At 42.7% G+C, this 23,336-nt stretch carries 19 protein-coding genes; 14 read left to right on the top strand and 5 right to left on the bottom strand.

Translation table 11 applies throughout. The features are described from left to right. Nucleotides 1–29: 29 nt before the first annotated feature. Nucleotides 30–1,412, bottom strand: a complete 1,383-nt coding sequence (locus B3S92_RS02215) for a NarK family nitrate/nitrite MFS transporter (RefSeq protein WP_296202265.1) — start codon at nucleotides 1,410–1,412, stop codon at nucleotides 30–32. Nucleotides 1,413–1,656: 244 nt separating this feature from the next. Between B3S92_RS02215 and B3S92_RS02210 the strand changes: the two genes are divergently transcribed. Next, on the top strand, nucleotides 1,657–3,585 hold the full coding sequence (locus B3S92_RS02210; protein ID WP_296202263.1) for a type IV pili methyl-accepting chemotaxis transducer N-terminal domain-containing protein: 1,929 nt from the start codon (nucleotides 1,657–1,659) through the stop codon (nucleotides 3,583–3,585). 107 nt (nucleotides 3,586–3,692) lie between these two features. Further along, nucleotides 3,693–4,352, top strand: a complete 660-nt coding sequence (gene narL / locus B3S92_RS02205; RefSeq protein ID WP_077450704.1) for a two-component system response regulator NarL — start codon at nucleotides 3,693–3,695, stop codon at nucleotides 4,350–4,352. Between the two features lie 89 nt (nucleotides 4,353–4,441). Here narL and B3S92_RS02200 read toward each other — a convergent pair whose 3' ends face one another. Further along, a complete protein-coding gene (locus B3S92_RS02200; RefSeq protein ID WP_296202259.1) occupies nucleotides 4,442–5,938 on the bottom strand; it encodes an MFS transporter in 1,497 nt (498 codons plus the stop codon). Nucleotides 5,939–6,285: 347 nt separating this feature from the next. Here B3S92_RS02200 and B3S92_RS02195 point away from each other — a divergent pair, with 347 nt between their 5' ends. The 4 genes from B3S92_RS02195 to B3S92_RS02180 all read left to right on the top strand — a co-directional run bounded on the left by B3S92_RS02195 (nucleotide 6,286) and on the right by B3S92_RS02180 (nucleotide 10,483). Next, nucleotides 6,286–7,344, top strand: coding sequence for a siderophore ABC transporter substrate-binding protein (locus tag B3S92_RS02195; RefSeq protein ID WP_296202257.1), 1,059 nt, complete (start codon nucleotides 6,286–6,288; stop codon nucleotides 7,342–7,344). 45 nt (nucleotides 7,345–7,389) lie between these two features. Further along, complete coding sequence (locus B3S92_RS02190) at nucleotides 7,390–8,448, top strand: ABC transporter permease (RefSeq protein ID WP_296202254.1); 1,059 nt, start codon at nucleotides 7,390–7,392, stop codon at nucleotides 8,446–8,448. A 69-nt stretch (nucleotides 8,449–8,517) separates the two neighbouring features. Further along, nucleotides 8,518–9,627 (top strand): iron chelate uptake ABC transporter family permease subunit, encoded by a 1,110-nt coding sequence (locus tag B3S92_RS02185; protein ID WP_296202252.1) that lies wholly within the window; start codon nucleotides 8,518–8,520, stop codon nucleotides 9,625–9,627. 94 nt (nucleotides 9,628–9,721) lie between these two features. Further along, nucleotides 9,722–10,483, top strand: coding sequence for an ABC transporter ATP-binding protein (locus B3S92_RS02180; RefSeq protein WP_296202251.1), 762 nt, complete (start codon nucleotides 9,722–9,724; stop codon nucleotides 10,481–10,483). Nucleotides 10,484–10,509: 26 nt separating this feature from the next. Here B3S92_RS02180 and B3S92_RS02175 read toward each other — a convergent pair whose 3' ends face one another. After that, a complete protein-coding gene (locus B3S92_RS02175) occupies nucleotides 10,510–10,851 on the bottom strand; it encodes a DMT family transporter (RefSeq protein WP_296202623.1) in 342 nt (113 codons plus the stop codon). A gap of 270 nt (nucleotides 10,852–11,121) precedes the next feature. On the opposite strand from B3S92_RS02175, the gene B3S92_RS02170 reads away from it, so the two are divergent. The 8 genes from B3S92_RS02170 to B3S92_RS02135 all read left to right on the top strand — a co-directional run bounded on the left by B3S92_RS02170 (nucleotide 11,122) and on the right by B3S92_RS02135 (nucleotide 22,220). Then, nucleotides 11,122–12,642, top strand: a complete 1,521-nt coding sequence (locus tag B3S92_RS02170; protein WP_296202249.1) for a catalase — start codon at nucleotides 11,122–11,124, stop codon at nucleotides 12,640–12,642. Between the two features lie 293 nt (nucleotides 12,643–12,935). After that, nucleotides 12,936–13,247 (top strand): hypothetical protein, encoded by a 312-nt coding sequence (locus tag B3S92_RS02165; protein ID WP_296202248.1) that lies wholly within the window; start codon nucleotides 12,936–12,938, stop codon nucleotides 13,245–13,247. Between the two features lie 226 nt (nucleotides 13,248–13,473). Next, the gene (locus B3S92_RS02160) at nucleotides 13,474–14,220 is read left to right on the top strand and encodes a hypothetical protein (RefSeq protein WP_296202247.1); all 747 of its coding nucleotides are present in this window, start codon (nucleotides 13,474–13,476) and stop codon (nucleotides 14,218–14,220) included. A 417-nt stretch (nucleotides 14,221–14,637) separates the two neighbouring features. Then, a complete protein-coding gene (locus B3S92_RS02155) occupies nucleotides 14,638–16,419 on the top strand; it encodes a TolC family protein (RefSeq protein WP_296202245.1) in 1,782 nt (593 codons plus the stop codon). Nucleotides 16,420–16,552: 133 nt separating this feature from the next. Continuing rightward, on the top strand, nucleotides 16,553–17,611 hold the full coding sequence (locus tag B3S92_RS02150; RefSeq protein ID WP_296202244.1) for an HlyD family secretion protein: 1,059 nt from the start codon (nucleotides 16,553–16,555) through the stop codon (nucleotides 17,609–17,611). 26 nt (nucleotides 17,612–17,637) lie between these two features. After that, nucleotides 17,638–19,125: an ABC transporter permease gene (locus B3S92_RS02145; protein WP_296202243.1), complete on the top strand. Its 1,488-nt coding sequence runs from the start codon at nucleotides 17,638–17,640 to the stop codon at nucleotides 19,123–19,125. Next, on the top strand, nucleotides 19,125–20,339 hold the full coding sequence (locus tag B3S92_RS02140) for an ABC transporter permease (RefSeq protein ID WP_296202241.1): 1,215 nt from the start codon (nucleotides 19,125–19,127) through the stop codon (nucleotides 20,337–20,339). Before B3S92_RS02145 ends, B3S92_RS02140 begins: the two co-directional genes overlap by 1 nt. A 99-nt stretch (nucleotides 20,340–20,438) precedes the next feature. Next, nucleotides 20,439–22,220: a potassium/proton antiporter gene (locus B3S92_RS02135; protein WP_296202240.1), complete on the top strand. Its 1,782-nt coding sequence runs from the start codon at nucleotides 20,439–20,441 to the stop codon at nucleotides 22,218–22,220. Nucleotides 22,221–22,303: 83 nt separating this feature from the next. Here the strand turns inward: B3S92_RS02135 and B3S92_RS02130 are convergent, their stop codons facing one another. Together B3S92_RS02130 and B3S92_RS02125 are read right to left on the bottom strand one after the other, a co-directional pair. Further along, nucleotides 22,304–22,774, bottom strand: coding sequence for a flavodoxin family protein (locus B3S92_RS02130; protein ID WP_296202239.1), 471 nt, complete (start codon nucleotides 22,772–22,774; stop codon nucleotides 22,304–22,306). 1 nt (nucleotide 22,775) lies between these two features. Beyond that, nucleotides 22,776–23,189: an OsmC family protein gene (locus tag B3S92_RS02125; RefSeq protein ID WP_296202238.1), complete on the bottom strand. Its 414-nt coding sequence runs from the start codon at nucleotides 23,187–23,189 to the stop codon at nucleotides 22,776–22,778. Between the last annotated feature and the right edge of the window lie 147 nt (nucleotides 23,190–23,336).

The following is a 23,336-nucleotide window of genomic DNA, read 5'->3' as shown; positions in this document are numbered from 1 at the left end:
CTTTATAGCGGAGCTATTGGTTAGTCTGTTTAGCAAGGAGCCTCAGCGTTACTGCGACTGTAATACCACCAAGTCAGTACAATACAAACTAAGTAATAAGCAATCAAAGCTATGAAAGTTCCATAGACGCCCAGCCCTGAGCCAAACATTTTAGGAATAAAGAAAGCACCGTAAGCAGCAATAGCAGAAGTGAAGCCAACTACCGCGGCTGATTCTTTGCGGATCTCTACGAATAAAGGTTCGGTCCCTACTCTATCAGGATGTTCACGCTCTAAGACGTTTTTAAAGATAACTGGAATCATACGGAAAGTTGAGCCATTACCAATACCTGTGGTAACAAACAACACCATAAAGGAAATCAAATAACCAATAAAGCTTCCTTCACGGGTCTCACTGGGTAAGAAGTACATCACGGCCCCTACCGCCAGTACCATAATGATATAGTTCCATAAAGTTACGCGAGCACCGCCTAGCTTATCAGCAATCCAACCACCCGCCGGACGGAATAAGGCGCCTACTAAAGGACCTAAAAACGCAAATTGTAAGGCGTTAACCTCGGGGAAGGCTTGCTTAATTAACATGGGGAATGCCGCAGAAAAGCCAATAAATGAACCAAAGGTAGCCATATAAAGCACACACATAATCCAGTTATGTTTGCGTTTAAAGATTACCGATTGATCTTTAAAGGAAGCTTTAGCCGAGGCAATATCATTCATCAAGAACCAAGCGGCTAATGAGACCAAGATAATAAAGGGTACCCATATAAAGCCAGCATTTTGAAGGTATAATTCCTTGCCACTAGCCGTTAGCTGCGGAGCACCGCCCAAAGCACCAAAAACTCCAAAGCCAATCACTAAAGGCACCACAAACTGTACTACTGATACCCCTAGATTACCTAACCCTGCATTTAGACCCAGTGCTGTTCCTTGTTTTTTTGCGGGATAAAAGAACGAAATATTTGACATAGAGGATGCAAAGTTACCCCCACCAAAACCACAAAGTAGAGCAATGATTACAAACACACTAAAGGGTGTGTCTGGATTTTGTACCGCAAAGCCCATCCAGATAGCCGGTATTAATAACGATGCTGTAGAGATAGCGGTCCAGCGTCTGCCCCCAAATATAGGCACCATAAAGGAGTAAAAGATACGTAAAGTTGCCCCAGACAATCCTGGAAGTGCTGCCAACCAGAAAAGTTGACCATCATCAAAGTCAAAGCCAATCTCTGGAAGGTTGACAATAACCGCACTCCAGACCATCCATACCGCAAAAGCAAGCAGTAGCGCTGGAATAGAGATCCATAGATTTCGGCTGGCAACTTGTTTACCACCATTTTCCCAAAAATCTTCCATCTCTGGGCGCCAGTCGGTAATGACTCTGCCCCCTTTTAATTCTTCTTTTCGATTACTCATACTTACCTCGCTAAGTGATGTTAAATGGTAACACTCACGTATAGTTGTCCGATAAGTAAAGGTACTGCACTTACCTATTATTTAGTATGGTTATAAGGGTTTAATCCCATGGCTTAAGTAGGTAATTTGCAATAAATCCAATTAACTACTACTTTAGGAGTATGTCAAAGCTTCAATGGTCAATGCTAACTTATACTGCCTACTTGTCTTTATCACCCTCTTCTTAACTACCAAAGCCTAAACTATGCCATCCAAACTCATTCCCAACACATTTATGGTGCGCACCCCTTTGGCGATTGTGCTAGTTATCCTTTTATTTCTAGGATCCGCAATAACCAGTGGTTTTTTGGCATGGGCCGCGCAAAATGATGCTAAAGCTATCAACACTGCTGGCTCAATTAGAATGGCCACCTATCGTTTTAGCTTTTTATTGGCTTCAGATTTTCATAACTCAGAACAGATAGATGAGCTGATTGAGGATATGAATTATCGCCATGAGCAATTACAAATTTATCAACAGCAGTGGGTCAATAAAAATCAACGCATAGACGATCAGTTAAATCGAATCGAGAGTCAATGGCAGCAACAGTTACAGCCTTTATTGTTAAATAAGGATGCACAAGGGTTTTATACCGCCTCCCTACCTTATATTCAGCAAGTCGATGCTGTAGTATCTCAGCTACAGTATCGGAACGAGCAACGGCAAAACCAACAACAGCTACTACAGCTTTTGTTACTAACGTTCATGATGGCCGTTATGTTTTGGGCGGTAAAAGAGCTTCGCAGGAAGGTGCTAAAGCCTATTAAGCAACTGATGCAAGCTAAAGAGCAGTTTACAGCCGGTAAACTTGATACCCGAGTTTCGATAACGGGTTATAGTGAGTTTGAGGCCCTAGGGAACTCTTTTAATGATATGGTCAGTACTATTGAGCAAAGCCATCTGTATTTACAAAGTGAGATTCAGTCTAAAACAGCCCATTTGACTAAAGCCAACCAAGTACTGTCTTTACTCTATGATTTTGCCAAATACTTAACGACTACTCAGGTAAGTATTGTCGAGCTGAATCGATTAATTGCAGATTTTGGCAAAATTATTCCTGAGCTAGAGTTTACTTTGTGCCTTAAAAGTGAGCTATTTGATCACAAAGATGCCATCGCTATTCACAGTAGTACTTTAAAAGATTTATGTTCGACGCTGGACTGTGAAAGCTGTTTAATAAAAACCAATGTTTATACTGAGTCTTTTGATATTCGTCATCAAAAATCTCAATATGGTGAATTGAGGGTGCGCCCAAAGTCGCTTGGTATAAGTTACCCTACATCAAGAGCGACTACAGCAGCTGAGATTTCAAATAGTCAGCTTGATCCCAATCGTATCCCCATAATAGAAGACAACTTTGCAAGCAGTGACCAAGATATTGCCGTCACTAAAGCGCTTATTTCTAGTAATAAAGACGCGATTATCGCTTTGACTAATTTAATAAGCACAGCCATGTTTTTATTGCAACAGCGTCAACAGGAACATCAAATTATTTTGCTTGAAGAGAGAGCAACCATAGCTCGAGAGTTACATGATTCATTGGCTCAATCTTTGTCTTACTTGAAGATTCAAGTGGCCATATTAGAAAAAAGGCTACAGAGCACTCATTGCGAAAGCTCTGATCTCCCAATGATTACAGACTCTATCTTTAATGTTAAAGAAGGACTGACCTCTGCCTATCAGCATCTACGAGATCTATTGGTAACTTTCCGCCTAAGCTTAAACGATGATAGCTTTGATGAGGCTTTACACAACTCTGCAGATGAATTTGCCGAAAAAGGCGGGCTGAATATTAGCGTTAATAATCAAGTTATGTCTTTAAATTTGAATGCTTCCGAGCAAGTAAATGTGATTCAGATTGCCCGAGAAGCGTTATCCAATATCTGTCGTCATGCCAAAGCAAAAAATGTACAGATTAATTTTGCTTATGTTAACCAAAGTGATGATGTGCTGTTAACTATTAGCGATGATGGACAAGGTATTTCTTACGACTTTGATCAGACTCATCATCATGGTCTGATGATTATGCAAGAGCGGGCGAAGAGCTTAGGGGGCAAGTTAGAAATTGCCCAAAATGAGCCTAAAGGCACGCTCGTCAAAGCTCAGTTTACTCCAGAGTTTTTTACCAAATAGTCGATCTTTATATTTTTAGGACTTTAGTTTTCAACCCCTACAGTTAGCAATCAATCTATTACTTTGAAATATTTTTACACTTTGACTTTTATTACCTGTGAGTTTTTATGTCTTCTAAAGTTTATACCTCAGCCTCTCCTGCTAAGATTTTATTGGTAGATGACCATCCTATGTTGCGCCGCGGCATGAAGGATCTATTAAGCTTGGAATCAGACTTCAATGTCGTTGCTGATATTAGCAGTGGCGAGGAAGCTCTGGCTTATCTTAAAGATAACGAGGTTGATTTAGTTATCTTAGATCAAAATATGCCTGGTCTTAGCGGTCTAGAGACCGTAGAGCAAATTCGTAACCAGGGCAATCAAGCAAAAATCTTGATGTTTACCGTTTCTGACAGTGGAGATGATATCCATAATGCCTTAAAGCTTGGGGTGAATGGGTATCTTCTAAAAGACATGCAGCCGGAACAAGTGGCTTTAGATATTCGTAAAGCATTACGAGGAGAACTGGTGGTTAGCTCAAGACTGGCTGCCGTGTTGGCTCAAGCTTTACGTACCCCCAATTTAGATGATATCGTCAGCAATTTGACCAGTCGTGAGCTTCAAGTGGTCAAAATGATCGCCAAAGGACATAGTAATAAAATGATTGGCAATGAGCTGGGCATTTCTGAGTCCACCGTTAAGGTGCATGTGAAGCATATTTTAAATAAAACCAATCTACGTACTCGTGTTGATGTTGCCGTCTGGGCAGTCAATAGCTTAGAGTTATAGCTACAGCGTTATTCATTTTCTCTCACCCAAAAAAAGACACCTTAATTAAGGTGTCTTTTTTAATTCACGCGTCATTATATTACGCTTACTTACTTACCAAGCTCAGCCAAGCGATCTTGTTCTGCCAACTTGATATCAACAGAAGACATTTTGTACTCATCACCGAAGGCATCATCAGGTTCTTCTAGCCACAAGAAACAAACCAACCAAGCTACGAAGGCACCACCAGCAATGATGTAGAAGAACATATTAGGCTCTACTAGAGTATAAATGAATAAGTAGAACACAGCACCCACGTTGCCATAGGCCCCAGCCATACCGGAGATTTGACCCGTCAAACGACGCTTAATCGAAGGGATAATACCGAAGGTTGCCCCTTCTGCACCCTGTACGAAAACAGAACAACCGATAGTAAACACCACAGCAATAAATAAGGGCCAACTGGCGTTAAGCAAGCCCATTAAGGCAAAGCCGATACCAATACCAAACATATAGACCAGCATTACTAAACGGCGATTACCGATTTTATCTGAAATATAGCCCCCTAAAGGGCGCGCCCACAAGTTTACAAAAGCGAAAGTAGAAGCAATCAATCCAGCTGCAGTAGGGTCTAGTTTCCAAGTAGTAGCAAAGAACATCGGCAACATGGATACCACCGCAAGCTCCGCTCCAAAGTTGGCGAAATAAGAGACGTTTAACGCTGCTACCGACTTAAATGGATATTTGTCATCCTCAGGAATACCTGCTTTGAGCATAGGAATGTTGACACTCAAAGCTTTATAAATTTGATAAACCACCACTATGGCTATCACTGCATAACAGATGGTTGCCCCTGTCTGGGTTAAAAACCCCATGTCTTGGGTGCGATAAACCAGGACTCCAAGCACACCATATAGCGGAATGGTAAATAGACAATATAACCACAGATCTCGCCAGCTTGATACCTCTAAGGCACCTGCTTTTCTAGATCTCTTGTGAGTGTCCGCTGTTGGCCCATCAGTAATCAAGAACCAGTACGCCACCCCGTATAGTGCCATTAACAAGCCCGATAAGGCTATCGCCCAGCGCCATCCATCAGGACCCCCAAAGAATTGTAATGCTACTGTAGGAATAGTAATAGCAGCAGCAGCCGATCCAAAGTTACCCCAACCAGCATAAAAACCTTCAGCGAAACCAATATCTTTAGGTTTGAACCAAAGTGCAGTCATGTGAATACCGACTACGAAACCTGCCCCTACTATTGACATGAATAGCCGCGATACAAACAATTGCATCGCACTGGTCCCAAAGGCAAAGAACCAGGTGGGTATTGCCATCACTACCATCAACACTGAAAATACGCGACGTGGCCCAAATCTATCTAACGCCATACCAACCACAACTCGGCCAGGGATGGTCAATGCCACGTTGGCAATTAAAAACAGCTTAATATGGTCTGGCGTCAAATAACTTTCAGCCTCAAGCATAGAGGTTGCCAGTGGCGCCATGTTAAACCAAACGTAGAAGGTTAGAAAAAAAGCAATCCAGGTATAATGCAGCGCTCTAATATCACGGCGCTCAATTTCAAGCAGCTCCTTGGCATGCATGATAAATCTCCTGTGCAATAAAAAAAGTAGGCGAAGCTTAAAGTGAATAGTCCCTAAGTCACACCTACCTATAATTGCCTTCAATATACCAAGCATCAATGTGTGTAAGTATTGAGCAAAAGCAGTATACGAGGTTAATTCCCTACTACCTTTGGGTGATAGGAAATAAGCCATTAGCCTCTAAGTTGTTAATAGTAATGATTATCATTTACTTTTTTAGTATATGCGCGTATCATAGCCAACAATTGATTGACACACTCGAGGCTTGCCTCGTTTTTTGGTTTATAAAAACTAGGTTAACTACTCAATAAATATTTATTTTTTAATGATGGAACGCGAGTATTTTTATGATTAACTCTTTTTCTACTACCCGTTTAGCAAACCCTTTGTCCTCGAAGGCCCGTTTAGTCCTACTTACTTTTATGTTCAGTGGTGCCCTTCTAGGCTGTTCACTTCAAGAGTCTGACTCTCACAGTAATTCAGCCGACACTCAGGCAAACTCCAGCTTTACTGAGAACAATGATCAGACTCAAGATAACAGCTCTCAACAAGTAGCCATCAACACTGCTCGCGGCGAAGTAAGCTTGCCGGTTAACCCAGCTCCCTTAGCGGTATATGACATGACTTTGATGCAAGATTTAGCTGCTTTAGAAGTACCCGTTGCCGGCTTACCCGGTAGTTTACGGCTAGACAATTTAAAAGCAGCGGGCGCTCCAGAGAGTAAAAATATCGGTACTTTATTTGAGCCTGATATGGAAGCCCTTAATCAAATGCAGCCGAAAGCCATTTTAGTCGGCTCACGTATGGCAGAAAAATATGATGCGCTTAGCAAAATGGCGCCAACTTTAGACCTTACCTTGGATACCGAAAATATTTACGAGTCTAGCAAACAGCGCTTAGCCGATTTAGGCAAGCTATTTAATAAAGCCGATAAAGCGGCCCAGCTACAACAAGATATTGATCAAGCCATCGAGCAAGCCAAAGCAGCCAGTGCTGGTAAAGGTAATGGTCTGGTTGTGTTAGTCAACGGCAATAAAATCTCAGCCTATGGCGAAAAATCTCGCTTTGGCTTTTTGCACACTGTCTTCGGCATTCCTGCGGCTGATACTCAGATTGAAGAGGGTCGACATGGCCAGCCCGTATCTTTTGAATACTTACAAAAAGTCGATCCCGACTGGTTATTTGTATTAGATAGAAGCTCAGCCATCGGCGAGGAAGGCGTGGGCGCAGATGCGGTATTAGATAACCCATTAATGCATCAAACCAAAGCTTGGAAAAACAAACACATTGTCTACCTAAGTCCAGACTCATATCTAGCTTTCGGTGGTTATTATCAATGGTTAAAAGATGCCGAAATTATCACTGACGCTTTTAATAAAGCCGAAAAAGTTGAGAGCGCTCAATAAACGAACGCTTATCCCCCACTTCTTACAGTAAAAATAAAGACGGTTATGTTTGATTCTTCTGCCCGCCCTAAAGCTCGATCTATTTTGCTATCGCCTATGCTGCTCAACACTTTAAGTGTGCTGCTATTGCTGGCTTTAATCTTGCTAAGCTTATCGCTAGGTGTGGCAGATTTTTCATGGCAAGGTTTGTGGCAAGCTTTGACCCAGCAATCAGTCAGTAATGACCTGCAGCTATTGCTGGTGAGTCGCCTACCGCGCACCTTGGCCATTATCTTGACCGGCGCTTCTCTAGCAGTGGCGGGGATGATTTTACAAGTAGTGTTAAAAAACCGCTTCGTCGATCCCTCTATGGTGGGTGCCACTCAAAGTGCAGGCCTGGGCTTACTTTTGGTGAGCTTGTATTTGCCCACAAGTAGCCTATTTAGCAAGATGTTAATTGCCACCTTGTGCGCTATCGCTGGCATGGTACTGTTTATGCGTCTGATTAAGCACCTGCCTGCCGCGGATATCTTAATGGTGCCTTTAGTAGGCATTGTGTTTGGCGGTATTATTGAAGCGGTCACCACCTTTATTGCCTATGAGACAGAGTCTTTACAGATGCTGTCGGTATGGCGTTTTGGGGATTTTTCCACCATTTTGGCAGGTCGTTATGAGCTGTTGTATGCGACCGGTGCTTTGGCACTGGTGGCTTACTTTTTGGCTGACAAACTAACCATTGTGGGATTAGGCGATGCCATTGCTATTAACTTAGGAGTGAACCAGCGTTTGATGACCTGGTTTGTAATATTGACCGTGGCCATGATTAGCGCCGTGGTGGTGGTCACCGTAGGCGCCATTCCCTTTGTTGGACTGGTAGTGCCGAATATTATCAGCCGCTTAATGGGCGACAGTCTACGCCGATGCTTGCCTGCAGTGGCATTATTTGGCTCAAGCTTGGTGTTACTGTGCGACGTTATTGGTCGCAGCATCCGCTATCCTTTTGAAGTGCCGGTAGCGACCGTATTTGGGGTTATTGGAGCAGCGATATTTTTATGGCTGTTATTACGTAAACCTCACAGACCCAAACCTCGTAAACTTGAAGTTAACCCGTCTGCCCCAGCTTAAGCTCACTATAGTAGCCGTTAAGTCTTAACTCTTAACTCTTATTTACCTTTTTTGCCAGCCAAGCTTATTATGAATACATCCAAGCAAGCATCAGTCACATCAATATCCAAGTCCTCGAGCACTATTAAGGACTATGCAGGCTCGCCGTTAGCGCCTTCAAAAAAGCAAACTTCCGAAAACCCACTGACCACTTGCTCTGCACAGTCGCGTATTAATCCAGGCTTGGTATTTAGTAAACCGGTGTGGATCGCTTTACTGACTTTACTGGTCAGCTGTGTGCTGTTTATGACCTTACAAGCCAATGGCAACTGGGACTTTGTGTTGCCGTTTCGGGGGCAAAAGCTGGCAGCACTTATGATTGTGGGTTACTGTATCGGAGTTTCTACGCTGCTGTTTCAAAGCCTCACCCACAACCCTATTTTAACCCCCGCCTTACTAGGCTTTGACTCGTTATACATTCTTATCCAAAGCCTCCTGGTGTTCTTTTTGGGTGCGGTTAATATGTTTACCAGTCATCCGTTACTAAAGTTTGGCATTGAAGTGGCGCTGATGGTAGCCGCCTCTTTATTACTGTTTCGGCTATTATTTAATCGTACTGAGCCCTCTTTATCTCGGCTAATTTTAGTAGGCATTATCTTTGGGGTATTGTTTAGAAGCTTATCAAATTTAGTGGCACGCCTAATTAACCCCGAAGACTTCGTAGTGATACAAGCAGCCAGCTTTGCTCAATTTAATATCACCAACCTCCATATGATGTGGCTGAGCCTAGCCATCTGTATTGTCAGTGCTTGGCTTGTTTGGCATTGGCGCTTTCAAATCGATGTGCTGATGCTGGGCCGTGCTGACGCCATTGGTCTTGGCATTGATTACCAAGGCCTAACCCTGCGTTTATTAGTAGTCATCTCAGTATTGGTCGCTACCGCAACCGCTTTTGTCGGTCCCATTGTATTTTTGGGATTATTGGTATGCGCTTTGACCAACCGCATCAGCCACAGTATGTATCACAGCGAGCGCATCGTATTAATCAGCTTAGTATCCATGATTACTTTGGTGTTGGGCCAGACTTTGTTTGAGAGGGTGCTGGGTATGGCGGGTGTGCTTTCAGTGGTGATTGAACTTCTCGGCGGTATGGTATTTATCGGCCTGATATTAAAACAATATCGTAAGCAACTGGTTTAGGTAACAAATAAGGCAGTTAAGCTGCTTATTTAAAACTTACTATTATAACCCCCTAATTTTCACCCTATTTTATCTCTAGTAGCTGACTACCTTTATGATTACCATTAATAATGTAAGCCATCACATCGATCACTCCCCTATCTTAAACAATATCAGTTTAAGCTTAGAAGATGCCCAAGTGATTGCATTAATTGGGCCCAATGGAGCGGGTAAATCCACTTTATTCAGTGTCATGTCGCGACTGCAACCCTTGCAAAGTGGTTCGGTTCAGTTTGGTGAGTATGACATTGCACATACCGACAGCAAGGTTATGGCCAAGACAGTGGCCATATTGGCACAAAGCAATCAGTTACAAGGTCGTCTGCGCGTGGAAGAGCTATTGATGTTCGGCCGTTACCCCTATCATCAAGGCCGGCCCACCCCAGCGGATCACCAGAAAGTGGCTGAGGTGATCCAAAAGTTCGAATTACAGGATATGGCGGATCGTTATTTATCTACCTTATCCGGCGGGCAACAGCAGCGGGTACTTATTGCTATGATTGTCTGCCAGGACACCCCGTACTTATTACTTGATGAGCCGCTTAATAACTTAGATATGTACCACTCAGGTCAGCTGATGCGTGCCCTACGCAGCTTAGCGCATGAACAAAAAAAGACCGTGGTTATTGTGCTGCACGACATCAACCAAGCAGCACAATTTGCTGATACAGTGGTGATGATGAAAGCCGGTCAAGTTATCCAAACTGGCCATCCTATTGAAGTGCTTACCCAAGAGACCATCCAAGATTTGTATGGAGTGAAAGCCACTGTGATTGAGCATAAGGGCTATCCGGTTATTATTGATAGCCGGGTTTAGCACATTCGCTTAAACCTCCTTACCTCTCACCCCACAGAACTTGAAAATAAGTTAAGCACCACAACGCCGGTCACAATCAGGCCGATGCCTATCACTGCCGGCATATCAATACTCTGCTTAAATACCAGTAGGCCAATCAAAGCCGTTAGTACAATTCCTACACCGCCCCACATCGCATAAGCAATACCAAGCGGAATGCCTCTTAACGACTTGGTCAAAAAATAAAAAGAAAAGGCATACAGCACTACCGTCGCTAGCGTTGGACCTACCTTAGTAAACTCTTCGGACTTAACTAAAAAAGTTGTGCCTATAACTTCAAAAAGGATGGCGCCTGCTAAAAAGCTATAAGCAATAACGGTTGGGGACATAGACATTCTGACCTAATAAAAAAAGACACACCCTAGTGGGAAGAATCCTTGTATGTTAAAAACAGATAGTAATACGATTGATTAAAAATAAATAGAATTAACTTCAATATATTTAATAAATCAGCAAGTTAAAATTAATCTATTTTACCAAACATTAATTATAGACTTTAATAGAACTAAGCAGGAAAGCGAAAGTTATAAAATAGCTAATATATTAAGCTCTAACGGCTTAATAATAATTATCCCACACCTCATTTCAAGGAGACCGCAATGAGTGATAAAAAATGTCCATACGCCCCTACAAAGCTGACTATGAATAATGGCGCACCCGTCGCTGATAATCAAAACAGCTTAACAGCTGGCCCTCGTGGCCCCTTACTGGCTCAAGATCTTTGGTTGAATGAAAAACTGGGTAACTTTGTACGTGAAGTTATTCCAGAGCGCCGCATGCACGCCAAAGGTTCTGGTGCTTTCGGTACCTTTACGGTCACCAATGATATTACCAAATATACCCGTGCTAAGATTTTTAGCGAAGTGGGTAAAAAGACTGAAATGTTCGCCCGTTTCAGTACTGTAGCTGGTGAGCGCGGTGCAGCAGATGCTGAGCGTGATATCCGCGGCTTTGCCTTAAAGTTTTATACCGAGGAAGGTAACTGGGACTTAGTGGGTAACAACACGCCCGTTTTCTTCTTACGTGATCCTCGCAAATTCCCTGACTTAAACAAAGCTGTAAAGCGTGATCCTCGCACTAACATGCGCTCAGCCACTAATAACTGGGATTTCTGGACACTTTTACCTGAGGCATTTCACCAAGTAACCATTGTCATGAGTGATCGTGGTATCCCCGCCTCATACCGTCATATGCATGGCTTTGGCTCACACACTTATAGTTTCTGGAACGAAGAAGGTGAGCGCTTCTGGGTAAAATTCCACATGCGCACGCAACAAGGTATCAAAAACCTAACAGATGCTGAAGCCGCTGAAATAGTTGGTATGGACCGAGAAAGCAATCAAAGAGACTTATTCGAGTCCATCGAAAAAGGCGACTTCCCAAAATGGAAGATGTACGTTCAAATTATGCCTGAAGAAGAAGCTGAAAAAGTCCCTTATCATCCGTTTGATTTAACCAAAGTTTGGCCAAAAGGCGATTATCCGTTAATTGAAGTGGGTGAGTTCGAGCTTAATAAAAACTCAGACAACTACTTCTTGGATGTAGAACAAGCAGCTTTTGCACCAAGTAACCTTGTCCCAGGTATTGGTGTATCTCCAGATAGAATGCTGCAAAACCGCCTAATTAACTATGCTGATGCACAGCGCTACCGTGTAGGCGTTAACAGTCATCAAATCCCAGTTAATCAGCCACGTTGTCCGTACTCAAGTAACCAACGTGATGGTTTAGGACGTGCTGATGGCAACTATGGAGGTCGTCCACATTATGAGCCAAACAGCTTTCATCAGTGGCAAGAGCAGCCTGAGTACGCAGAGCCGCCTCTAAAAATCAACGGTGACGCAGCTCATTGGGATTTCCGTAAAGACGATGATGACTACTTCAGCCAGCCTCGCGCTTTATTTAACTTAATGAGTGATGAGCAAAAGCAGACCTTATTTGATAATACCGCCCGTGATATTGAGCCAACTCCAGACTTTATCAAGTATCGTCATATTCGTAACTGCTACTGGTGTGACCCAGCCTACGGTGAAGGCGTAGCCAAAGCCATTGGCTTAACTGTCGAGGACGCACTAGCCGCTCGCGAAACAGATCCTGCGCGTCATTTAGACAGCTTACTGTAAGACTGTCAACAATACAGCTTTAGGATAAATAGATTTCTATTAATTTTAGAAGCTAACTCTACAAGGCACCCTAGGTTCAACTTAGGGTGCCTTGCTTATTTAAAGCAAGCGTCTTGATAGCGACTTAACAGTAAAGGTCACTGATTGATTAAAAATAACAACAGCTGACGTTAGAAATTGAGTAACGTATAATAGTTATTTTAAACAATAAAACTTTAGACACTAAGCGTTACTTTGGACCCTGAGTGTTAATAGCTTAGTTCAACAATATTGATTTTACTAAAAAGGCTCATATGGCATCGCTTGAATTATATTTTGAACCCATGCTTACTTCTAGACAGCGCCTACTGTGTCGCATGTTTTGGAAAAAATGCAAAATTGAACAATTTGACGATATCGTAAAGCAAATAAACTATTTACAAGAGTGTTTTGAGCTACCAGACCCATCCGAAGTGTTTGCCATACTAGATTACTGTTATGTCTATGATAACCGCTATCAGTGTCAAGTCTGTCGACAGCTAAGAAGAGTCAACTCTCCCCTTGAGCTAAAGCAAACCATTGAAACCCCTTGGCGCTGTAAATCCTGTTTATTATTGACCGCTTAGCGGATGACAGACCTCGCCTACCTCTATTTGAGTAGATTTGTGCTATTGCTCACCACTGCCCTTTATCTCTATCTATTAACATTTCATATCTTTTTATAACAGACCCAGAGCCCTTTAGTCGGCATAATATTGTTACCTTTCTAATTTTGTTTCATCCCCATAAATTGTGTTAAACACTTTTTATCGTCTTATAGTTTTACACATACTTATAACTAGGAACTAAAAAATGTCTCATAAAATTATAGATTTAGGTTCAGGATTCTGGAATATACGTGGCTCTTTTAAAATTGGTGGTCTTATAGATATTGGCACCCAGTGCTCTTTGGTCAAACTTGTGTCTGGGAAATTTATATTTTTAGACAGCTATACTTTAACCGATGACGTACGCGATCAAGTAATGAGCTTGACCAATAATGGGGAAGACGTAGAAGCTATTTTAAACTTACATCCTTTCCATACCGTTCACTGCGCTCAAATGGCTAAAGACTTTCCAAAAGCCATTAATTATGGCAGTAAACGTCATAAACAGCAGGTTCCAGAAGTGACTTGGGCTGAAGATTTGGTAGAGAGTAAAGCCGTAGCAGAACGCTATCCTGAGTTAGAGTTTTCACTGCCTAAAGGTATTCACTATATCTCACCCAACGAAATGATACATGCCAGCTCACTACTTGCGTATCATCCTGCCAGCCGCAGCCTACATGTTGATGACACCTTTGTGACCCCGCCTGCTAAGATTCTAAAAGCAGTTTTACCAGAGTTAGGGCTACATCCTACCACCAAGAAAGCCTTAACCGACCATCCTACTGCAGGTCAAGACTACTGTGATTGGGCAGAATCTATTGCCGAGAAATGGCAAGATACCCGCAACTTCTGTGCAGCTCACTCAGATTTAGTACAATTTGAAGCCGGTGAGTTTAAAGCAGCTTTATTAAAAGCAGTGGAAAAAGCACGACCTAAACTTGAAAATGCTTAAGGTAATTAGCCCTGCCAGACTTTAATCCTCTGGGTTTGATAGTAGTGTCTGGCGCTATGCTGTAACATCTGTGCTTTATGACAAGTTTATAACCTCTAGTTATCTATAAATTAGAGAAATACCCGTATATCGTCAAAAAAGTTATCAATCAGTCGCAATTATAACTTCAAATATAGAGGCAATCATTGTATGATAAATGCCTCTATCAAGCGGTAAAATGTCTCTAGGATAACTATTACAAGAGTGGTTCACACTATTGCAGTTATGTGCAAATAGCACTACTTCTCTATTTATAAAATTAAGCTAAGTAACTGCATAATTTATAGCTAAAAGTTTATAGTAGGAGACACGTTATTACTATTGGTCACTGCTTGACTGATTTCTATTCATTTATCTCTTTAATAGCCAGTTGCCGATATGTCATTACTTAAGTTAAATCGAACTAAGACCCTCGATAGCCAGGTTAATTTGGCAAGGCCTTCCTGTATTTTACGCTCTAATCCTACAGTGTTAAGCGGTCATCGCTTCAAGCTAAGTCAGATTTCTTTAGCCCCATTTGCTTTGCAGGCTTCATTAGCGCTCACTCTGTGCGGCAACCTATTAATGGTAACAGCTCATGCTGCAGACCAAATACAAACCAATAGCAATGGCAACGATGAATACATTTACTCTGAAACAGCAATCCCTCAGTCGGATTTGTCCGCTCAGAAGACTGTTGATATCGATAAAATAAGCCAAAATCTAGAAAAAGGCAGCTACCAACCCATCCCCTTACAAAGTATCATTGATCCAACTACTGGGGTGCCTATCGATGATGTTTATCGTATTGATGTGCCTGAACAATTAAGCCTACTACAGGCTCAAAATGTCTTACTTCAAGTATCGCCCAAGCTTGCCAGCAACAATGCCGGCATTATCTCAAACCAACTAACCTCTGACGCCACTAAAGGCCTAAAGCAACCTTTGGTCTTCTTACGCGCCGGTGCCACTCGATATAATGTTGACGCAGATATAGATCTAACGGGTTTAAAAACTGGAATTAATGATAGTGTGCAGCAGGCTTTACAAAATAATACCCTCCCCCCGCTTCCTCCGACAATTGGCGAGGATATTTCTAATGCCATTACCGGTCGCTTGCCTGATGAATATAATTTAAAACGCGATGGTTCATCGACCAGTGCTGGGGTGGCCATGCTATGGCCGGTATATACTGCGGGACGTACTCAAGCCGTTACGGACTTAGCAGACGCAAGAACGGTAGAGAGTCAGGCCGATGCTTTACTGGATAAAGATGAGCTACAAACCACATTGGTTGAGCGTTATTTTACCGCTCAATTGGCGATGCTAGCGGCTTACTTGCGGGACGATGCACTCAATACGGTCAGAGAAACCGATCACATGGCACAGCGCTACTTGGAAGAAGGCTTTATTTCAGGAGTGGAGAGACTAGAGGCTAAGACTGCTCTAGCAGAGGCTGAGAGTGAGGCGATCAAAGCGCGCCATGATGCACAGCTTGCCATGACTGCTCTACAAAGATTATTACGTGCACCTAAGCCTATTAAGCCGACCACGCCGCTATTTGTGTCATCAAAGCCTCTGCCTTCACTGCAGTATTTCCAAGATTTGGCCCTAAAAAACCACCCTGGATTAAAAAAAGTGGATGCCAAATACGCACAAGCGCAGTCACTAAGTAATTTGTCAGATACTGAGTTTAAGCCGACAGTTTCTGTCTTTGGTTATCATGAAATAGACAAAGACCCTAGCTGGATTGCTGGTGTTTCAGCGAGTTGGAAACTTTGGGGCGGCCTAGATAAAGGCGCACAGCATGCCTCTGGTCAAGCAAAAATGCGTCAAGCACAGCTGGCTAAGATTGATGTGAGTGATAACATCTTATTGTTGGTAGAAAAAAATTGGCAGTCTGTCGAAAATGCTCGAGTACGCTTCCAATCTCTAAACAGCAATGTGTTACTTGCCCAAGAGCTACTGCGTTACAAACAGCTGGGTATGAAAGAAGGGGTAAATACCGCCCTAGACGTCACCACTGCTCAGACCAAATACTTACAAGCTCGGACCGAGCAAGCCGCTGCCGCGAATGATTATGTCCAAGCACTGGCTGCTTTGATGGAAAGTATCGGCACGCCAGAGGCATTTAATGAGTATATGGCTGTGGCTGATATTAAGCTGCCCACTGTTTATTAATTGCCTGTATTTTATTAAGACCCTGTAATCCATTATCTTTAGCCTATAAAAGCTTAGGGTTGATAAAATCAATGGCTGCTCTTTAAACTACACTGACCCTTTATTATTTTTTTTTATCTTCTAGGATAAATGCATGAATGCCGTAAAAAAGCCTAGCCCAATAATGCTCAGAAACATTATTATCACTCTGTTTGCTGTTGGCGTTATCGCACTTATTATTTATGGGCTTAATAAAAGTAAACAAAGCACCGAAAAGCCCATCGTCGTTCAAGGTCAGATGGAGATGCAGTCTACGGCCATCGCCGCAAAAGTTCCTGGAAGAATTTCAAACATAATGGTGACTGAAGGAGATACGGTAACCGCCGGTCAGCAGCTCATTGAAATGGACTCTCCTGAGATTACCGCTAAGATGAATCAAGCACTAGCTGCTCGAGATATGGCTCAAAGCCAACTAAATAAAGCTGAGAACGGCGCTAGACCGCAAGAAATTGGGCAGGCCAAAGCTGCCTGGCAAGCCAACCAAGCGGCTGCTGACTTGGCGAAAAGTACTTTTGAGCGTGTTGATCGTCTTTATCAAGAAGGCTTAATGGCCCGTCAAAAGCGCGATGAAGCTTATACTCAATATGTCGCAAACCAAGACAAAGCAGACGCCGCCCGTTTGCAATATGACTTGGCATTAGAGGGAGCTCGTGAGGAAGATAAAGACGCAGCCAAGGCTCAAGTTGCCCAAGTAGATGGCAAAATTGAAGAGGCTCAAGCGGCTCAAGACGAAGCCAATCTAAAAAGCCCTATCTCCGGTATCGTTGATGATGTTATCGTCAATCCTGGTGAAGTTATTGGTCAAGGGGTGCCTATCATGACCTTGGTGGATCCGAACGATCAATGGGTAGTTATTAATGTCACTGAAAATTTATTAAACCAATTTAGCATTGGTAAAGAATTTGTTGGTAAAGTCCCAGCTTTATCTTCACCAGAGCACTCTTATCAAATGACGTTTAAAGTATTTAACACTGCAGCCATGTCTGATTTTGCCACTTGGCGTGCTACCAATACTGAAGACAATTTAGATGTTCGTACTTTTGAAGTCAAAGCACGTCCCACCAAAGCGGATCCCAAAATTCGTTCAGGAATGAGCGTTGTGGTAGAGATTGATCCCAAAGCAGTAAATAAAAAATCCAATATTGCTTACTAATCTCTATGGAATTGATAGGCTAGAATATGTCCCAGTCACAATCTGATAATAATGAAAAGCCGAGGATAGTCTTTGGTGATAAGGGCAATCGCGAAGCGTCGTTATGGTCTGTTTTTGTACGCAGTGCAACCTATGAGGCTAAATTCCTCAAGGAGCACCGCTGGGACTATGTCATGCTTTTATGGTTGCCTCTATTGACCATTTTAAGTGTCTGGTGGATATTTTCTAAACCCTATATTGTTGATGTTCCGATTGGGGTGATGGATGAAAGCCGTAGCGGCTATTCTCGCACATTAATCCGTTATTTAGATGCCAGTCCCGATTTGCAAGTCAAACACCTCTACCACGACACAAACAGTGCTCGAAATGCGATTTTAAGCAGAGACATTTATGCAGTGGTGTATATACCTGAAGACTTTGACGAGCAAATCAATAGAGGTCTACCCTCTCCGGTTATCCTAAAAGTAAATGCTCAATATGGTACTCACTCTGGCATTATTCAAAAAGGGGTACAAACGGTAACGGGTACCCTGTCTGCAGGGGTAGAAATCAAACGCAGTATTAAACAAGGGGCTTATGGCGAACAAGCGATGATATCGCATACGCCTATCTCGGTAGAACGTATCGGTTTGTATAATATTGGCACCAACTATCAAAAGTTTCTGGCATCGACTGTTATTCCTTCTTTGTTACACATTTTAGCCATGATTATTGGCGCTACCACTATTGGGCGCGAGATTAGGGACAAAACTTTTTCTCTGTGGTATCACAATATGGTGTTCCCAGACATGCCCTACCCTGACTTTAAAACGTTAAAACATATTCCGCCAGAGCAAAGATTGGCTTACTTGCATTCGAGTTTGCATGAAAGCTGGCAACAGCCTATTGATTATAGTTTGATGAATTCTAGGACCTATGAGCCGGTAAGCGAATCGCATTTTATCTTGTCTAATCCTAACCTTCGTTATCGCTTGAACTTTAATAAAAGTGCAAAACCCAGAATGCCCACTAAGGTATCTATTATGGCACTGGTCGTTGGCCTCAACGGCAAGCTGATTTGGGCTTTATTGTCCTATATGATATGGGGTATATTGATGTTGGCCTTAATTGTGTCGATACATCCTGCCAGCTGGATTGGTCTCACGCTTGTGTTTATCGCTTATGTGGCATTAGTTATGATCTCACTTTGGGTAGGCGCCATTTTCAGCTTAACAAGCTACTCTTTACGTATGGGTTTATCGAGTACTGGGTTTGTCTCTGCTCCCTCTTTTGCTTTTGCAGGCGTTACTTTTCCGCTCATGGCAATGAGTGAAGGCGCTCAAAGATGGGCCAATATGTTGCCACTGACTCATTATTTAAAAGTACACTTAACCCAACTCCAAATGGCAGCACCCCCTGCTATCGCTATGCCTTCAGTCCTAGGATTAATAGCGGCAGTAGTGGTAACTTTGGTTATCACCGCGCTGCTGTGTTTAAGAGCTTTTAAAAATCCAGCGCGTTGGGGGGCTCGATAATGTCTGATAATGATTACAAACCTGATGCTAACTTAATTAAGAAGCCAAAACCTAAGCGCAGAGGCAGCTATGTTCATACCTCTTTTTTGCAAGGGTTTTTGCAAACTTTAGCCTCTATCTTTAAAGATAAAGGCGTATTATTGATGTTGGTCATCGCCCCTATTATTTATGGTTTTTTCTACCCTTGGCCTTATAAAGCCGAAGTTGTCCAAGAGGTTCCGGTCGGCGTGGTTGATTATGACCGTAGTGAGTTATCAAGTACTATAACCCGCTATAGTGATGCCAGCCCTAACTTGATTGTTTACAAATATGTAGATGAAGATGCGGCGATAGAAGCCATGTATCGAGGCGATATTGCCGGCTATCTCATCATCCCAAGAGACCTTGAGCGAAATGTCTTTTCCAATAAATCAGCTTATGTCTCTGTACTGGCCAATAACGGCTACTTTTTGCTCAATAAGCAGGTACAAATGGGCTTTACAAAAGCCATAGGTACTGTCTCCGCAGGGGTGAAAGTAAAAAGGAGCGTGGCCAAAGGCGCTTATATGGATACTGCCAAAAATAGTACCCAGGCTGTTCCGCTACGTATAGACCCCATGTACAATCGTTCAGAAGGCTATGGGGCTTATGTGGTGCCCGCAGTGTCTATTCTAATTTTGCAACAGACGCTATTAATGGGTACCGCTTTGCTTATTGGTACTTGGTACGAAAATAAGAAACAAAATGCGACTGCCACAGGCTGGTTGGGACGTATTATGGCACTGTCTGTGGTCTCTTTTTTGATGGGTTGTTTTTATTATGGCTGGGTATTTTCTAATCAGAATTACCCTCGAGGTCATAATATGTCGGGCACCTTGCTATTTTATGCCCTATTTGCCGTTACCGTTGCGACTTTAGGCTGTCTACTAGGCATGTGGTTCAAAGAACGTGAACGAAGTATGCAAATTTTAATTTTCAGCTCCATGCCTATATTTTTCTTAAGTGGATTTCCTTGGCCCACTACCCAATTGCCTGAGCTTTTACAATATGTTGGTTGGCTGTTCCCTACCACCTCAGGCATGCATGGTTCGGTACAGCTGAACCAGATGGGTGCGTCGATAGCTCAAGTTAGCGAACACTTCTACCATTTGGCTATTTATTGGGTGATTGCTTTTATACTATTAATTGGCGTACAGCATCGAAAGATAAATAAAACTGAAACTAAAGTGTTTTAATCACCACCTTGCTCAAAGCTGGCTTTTTAAGCCAGCCTTCTTATTTTGAAGACTTATCTTCCCCTCTCCAACTATTATTGACTTTAGGCACAAATAAAAATGGAAACCCTAAATATTGTATATTTGGTAGGTGCGATTCTTATTTTTTCTAGCATCATGGCCAGCACCCTATCAGCCCGACTGGGCCTACCCTTATTATTGCTATTTTTGGGCGTTGGCATGTTGGCCGGTGATGAGGGGATTTTAGGCATTGAATTTTCCCAATATGGTATTGCAAACTTTGTCGGCCAAGCCGCCTTAGCTTGTATTCTACTAGATGGGGGGCTGCGCACTTCTTTTAAGTCTTTCCGAGTCGGCTTAAAGCCCGCAGTAGTATTGGCCACATGGGGGGTTTTTGCCACTGTTCTTATCCTGGGTATCTTCGTCACTTGGCTGCTAGATGTTGACTGGCGCATTGGGCTGTTAATGGCAGCTATCGTAGGCTCAACCGATGCGGCTGCGGTATTCTCTTTACTGCGTAATGGTGGCGTTAAGCTAAACGACCGCGTTCAAGCCACGCTTGAGCTTGAGTCAGGAGCGAACGATCCCTTTGCTATCTTATTAGTCACGGGATTAATTGCCTTAAATGTTGATCCTGAAAGCCAAAGCGTCCTAGGGTTCTTTGGATTACTGGCCCAACAGCTTGGCTTTGGGATGATGATGGGCCTAATCTCAGGCTATCTATTGTCCAAACTAATTCCCAAACTATATTTAGCAGTTGGGATGTACGCTATTTTGATTATGTCCGCTGGCCTAGCGGTATTTGCAGCCACCAACTTAATAGGTGGAAGTGGATTTTTAGCGGTTTACTTAGCTGGTATTTTAATTGGCAATAATAGAGTACGTGCTACAGAGCATGTTTTACGGGTAATGGACAGCTTTGCTTGGTTATCACAAGCGGTTCTATTCGTTGTCTTGGGCCTGCTGGTAACGCCTTCTAACGTATTGAATGTTTGGTATTACTCGGTAGCGATTACCGCCTTTATGATACTGATTGCCCGCCCTATTGCAGTTTATTCAAGTATCAAACCCTTCGGTTTTAAAGACAGAGAAATTGGCTTCATTTCTTGGGTCGGCCTGCGCGGTGCGGTACCGATCACCCTAGCCATTTTGCCAGTGATAGCAGGTCTAGAGGATGCCTTCTTGTTGTTTGATATCGCCTTTGGGGTGGTTATTTTATCTCTGATACTTCAAGGTAGCACCATTCCCTTTATGTCTACTCTATTCAAGGTACGCGTCCCTCATACTCCCGAACCTGATGAACAGATGGAAATTTGGGTTTCTGACCAAGCCAGTATTACTCTATACGAATTTGAAGTAAAACCCGGTGCTTTCGCTATGGGTCGTCATCCTTTAGACATTTCACCCACTATAAGTAATGATGAAATTGCTGTTTTCGCTTTAATCCGAAATGAAAAGATAGTCGTAGTAGATAGAGAAACCACTTTACAATATGGGGATAGAGTTTGGTACGGCCTTAGAGGCAATCATGCGGCCAAAATTGCTCGCATTTACAATGATATTAAAATAGATAGAAGAGAGGTTGAGGACTTCTATGGCGACTGGATGATATCTCCTAATGTGAAATTAGGTGATCTTCCTTTCTTTGATGAGAATGCCCCTTCTACTCCGCCCAACACCAAAGCTCGGTACAATAAAGATGGCTCCCCTATCAATATGTGGCAGCAAACGGTTGCAGAATATATCAAAGCCAACCTCAATGCTCCTCCGGTTCCTGGCGATATGGTGCAAATTGATGAAGAATGGGCACTTATTATTAAAGAGGTAGATAACAGAGGTACTCTTCGTACCATTGGTCTTAAACACTATCAAGCTAAGTAAATAGCCTGATAACTTACTGAATAACCTGCCATAAAAAAACCGTCAATAGACGGTTTTTTTGTATTTAAAATTGTTGCGTTTATCTAATAAATACCAGCTTCTACTCCAGCCGCCATTGTCATGGCAAGCTCTTCAACTTGTGTAGTAAAGTCCTGTTGCCAATCTCCTCTAAGTATCAAGGCTTCTTGAATCCACTCCCATCGCAAACCGGTAGTAATAGTCTTCAAAGCAAGCTTAGTACCGGTACCATCATGCCCTGCGCGAATATAAACCGCAAAAGGTAATCCTTGTTTTTTTTCTAAAACTGGATAATAACAACGATCAAAAAAGTCTTTGGTTAATCCTGCCATATAAGCCAAGTTTTCAGTCGTTCCTAATAATAAAGCATCAGCAGCGAGAACGTCTTCTGGCTGAGTATCTTGTGGTGACTTTAAGATGACCTTAACCTCTAAGTCAGGGTGGTCGGCTCCCTTATAAGCCGCTTCGGCCAGCTTCTTAGTATTGGGTGATGGGGCATGAGCAACAATAAGCAAGGTTTTGGTGTTGGCGGTCATATCACTCACCGTGACCATAGATAAACGTCACATCTTGTTTAATATCAGGATGAATACTTTTGGCTACTGGGCAAGTAAAAGCAGCCGCCTCTAAAATCTTTTTAGTACGCTCATCCAAGTCTCTTTTAAATTCAATACGGACTTGAATCTCACTCACACGGCGTGGATCTGCAGCCATGATCTTAGTGACCTCCGCCTTAGTACCCACCACATCCACTTTCATATCAGCAGCTTTAATACCAATAATAGTCAGCATACAACTGGCTAGACTGGTGGCTAATAAATCTGTGGGTGAGAAGGCCTCACCCTTACCATGATTGTCTGTCGGCGCATCGGTAATAATCTGATTATTAGATTGTAGGTGCAATGCTTGAGTGCGCAGGTTACCTTGATATTCAACAGTTGATGTGGTCATAAATTAATCCTTTAATGGGTTTTATATAGGTTTATGACTACCATAGTAGCTTATTTCAATACAATAATGAAATAAGCCCAATATTTGATTTGAAGTTAAAGCTTTATAATCAAAGGGAAAATCCAGACAAAGGAAAAAGCCCCCGTA

Origin of the sequence: Psychrobacter sp. UBA3962, from assembly GCF_002385225.1 — a bacterium.
Classification (GTDB): Bacteria; Pseudomonadota; Gammaproteobacteria; order Pseudomonadales; family Moraxellaceae; genus Psychrobacter.
This window is presented reverse-complemented; position numbering and strand designations above follow the sequence as displayed.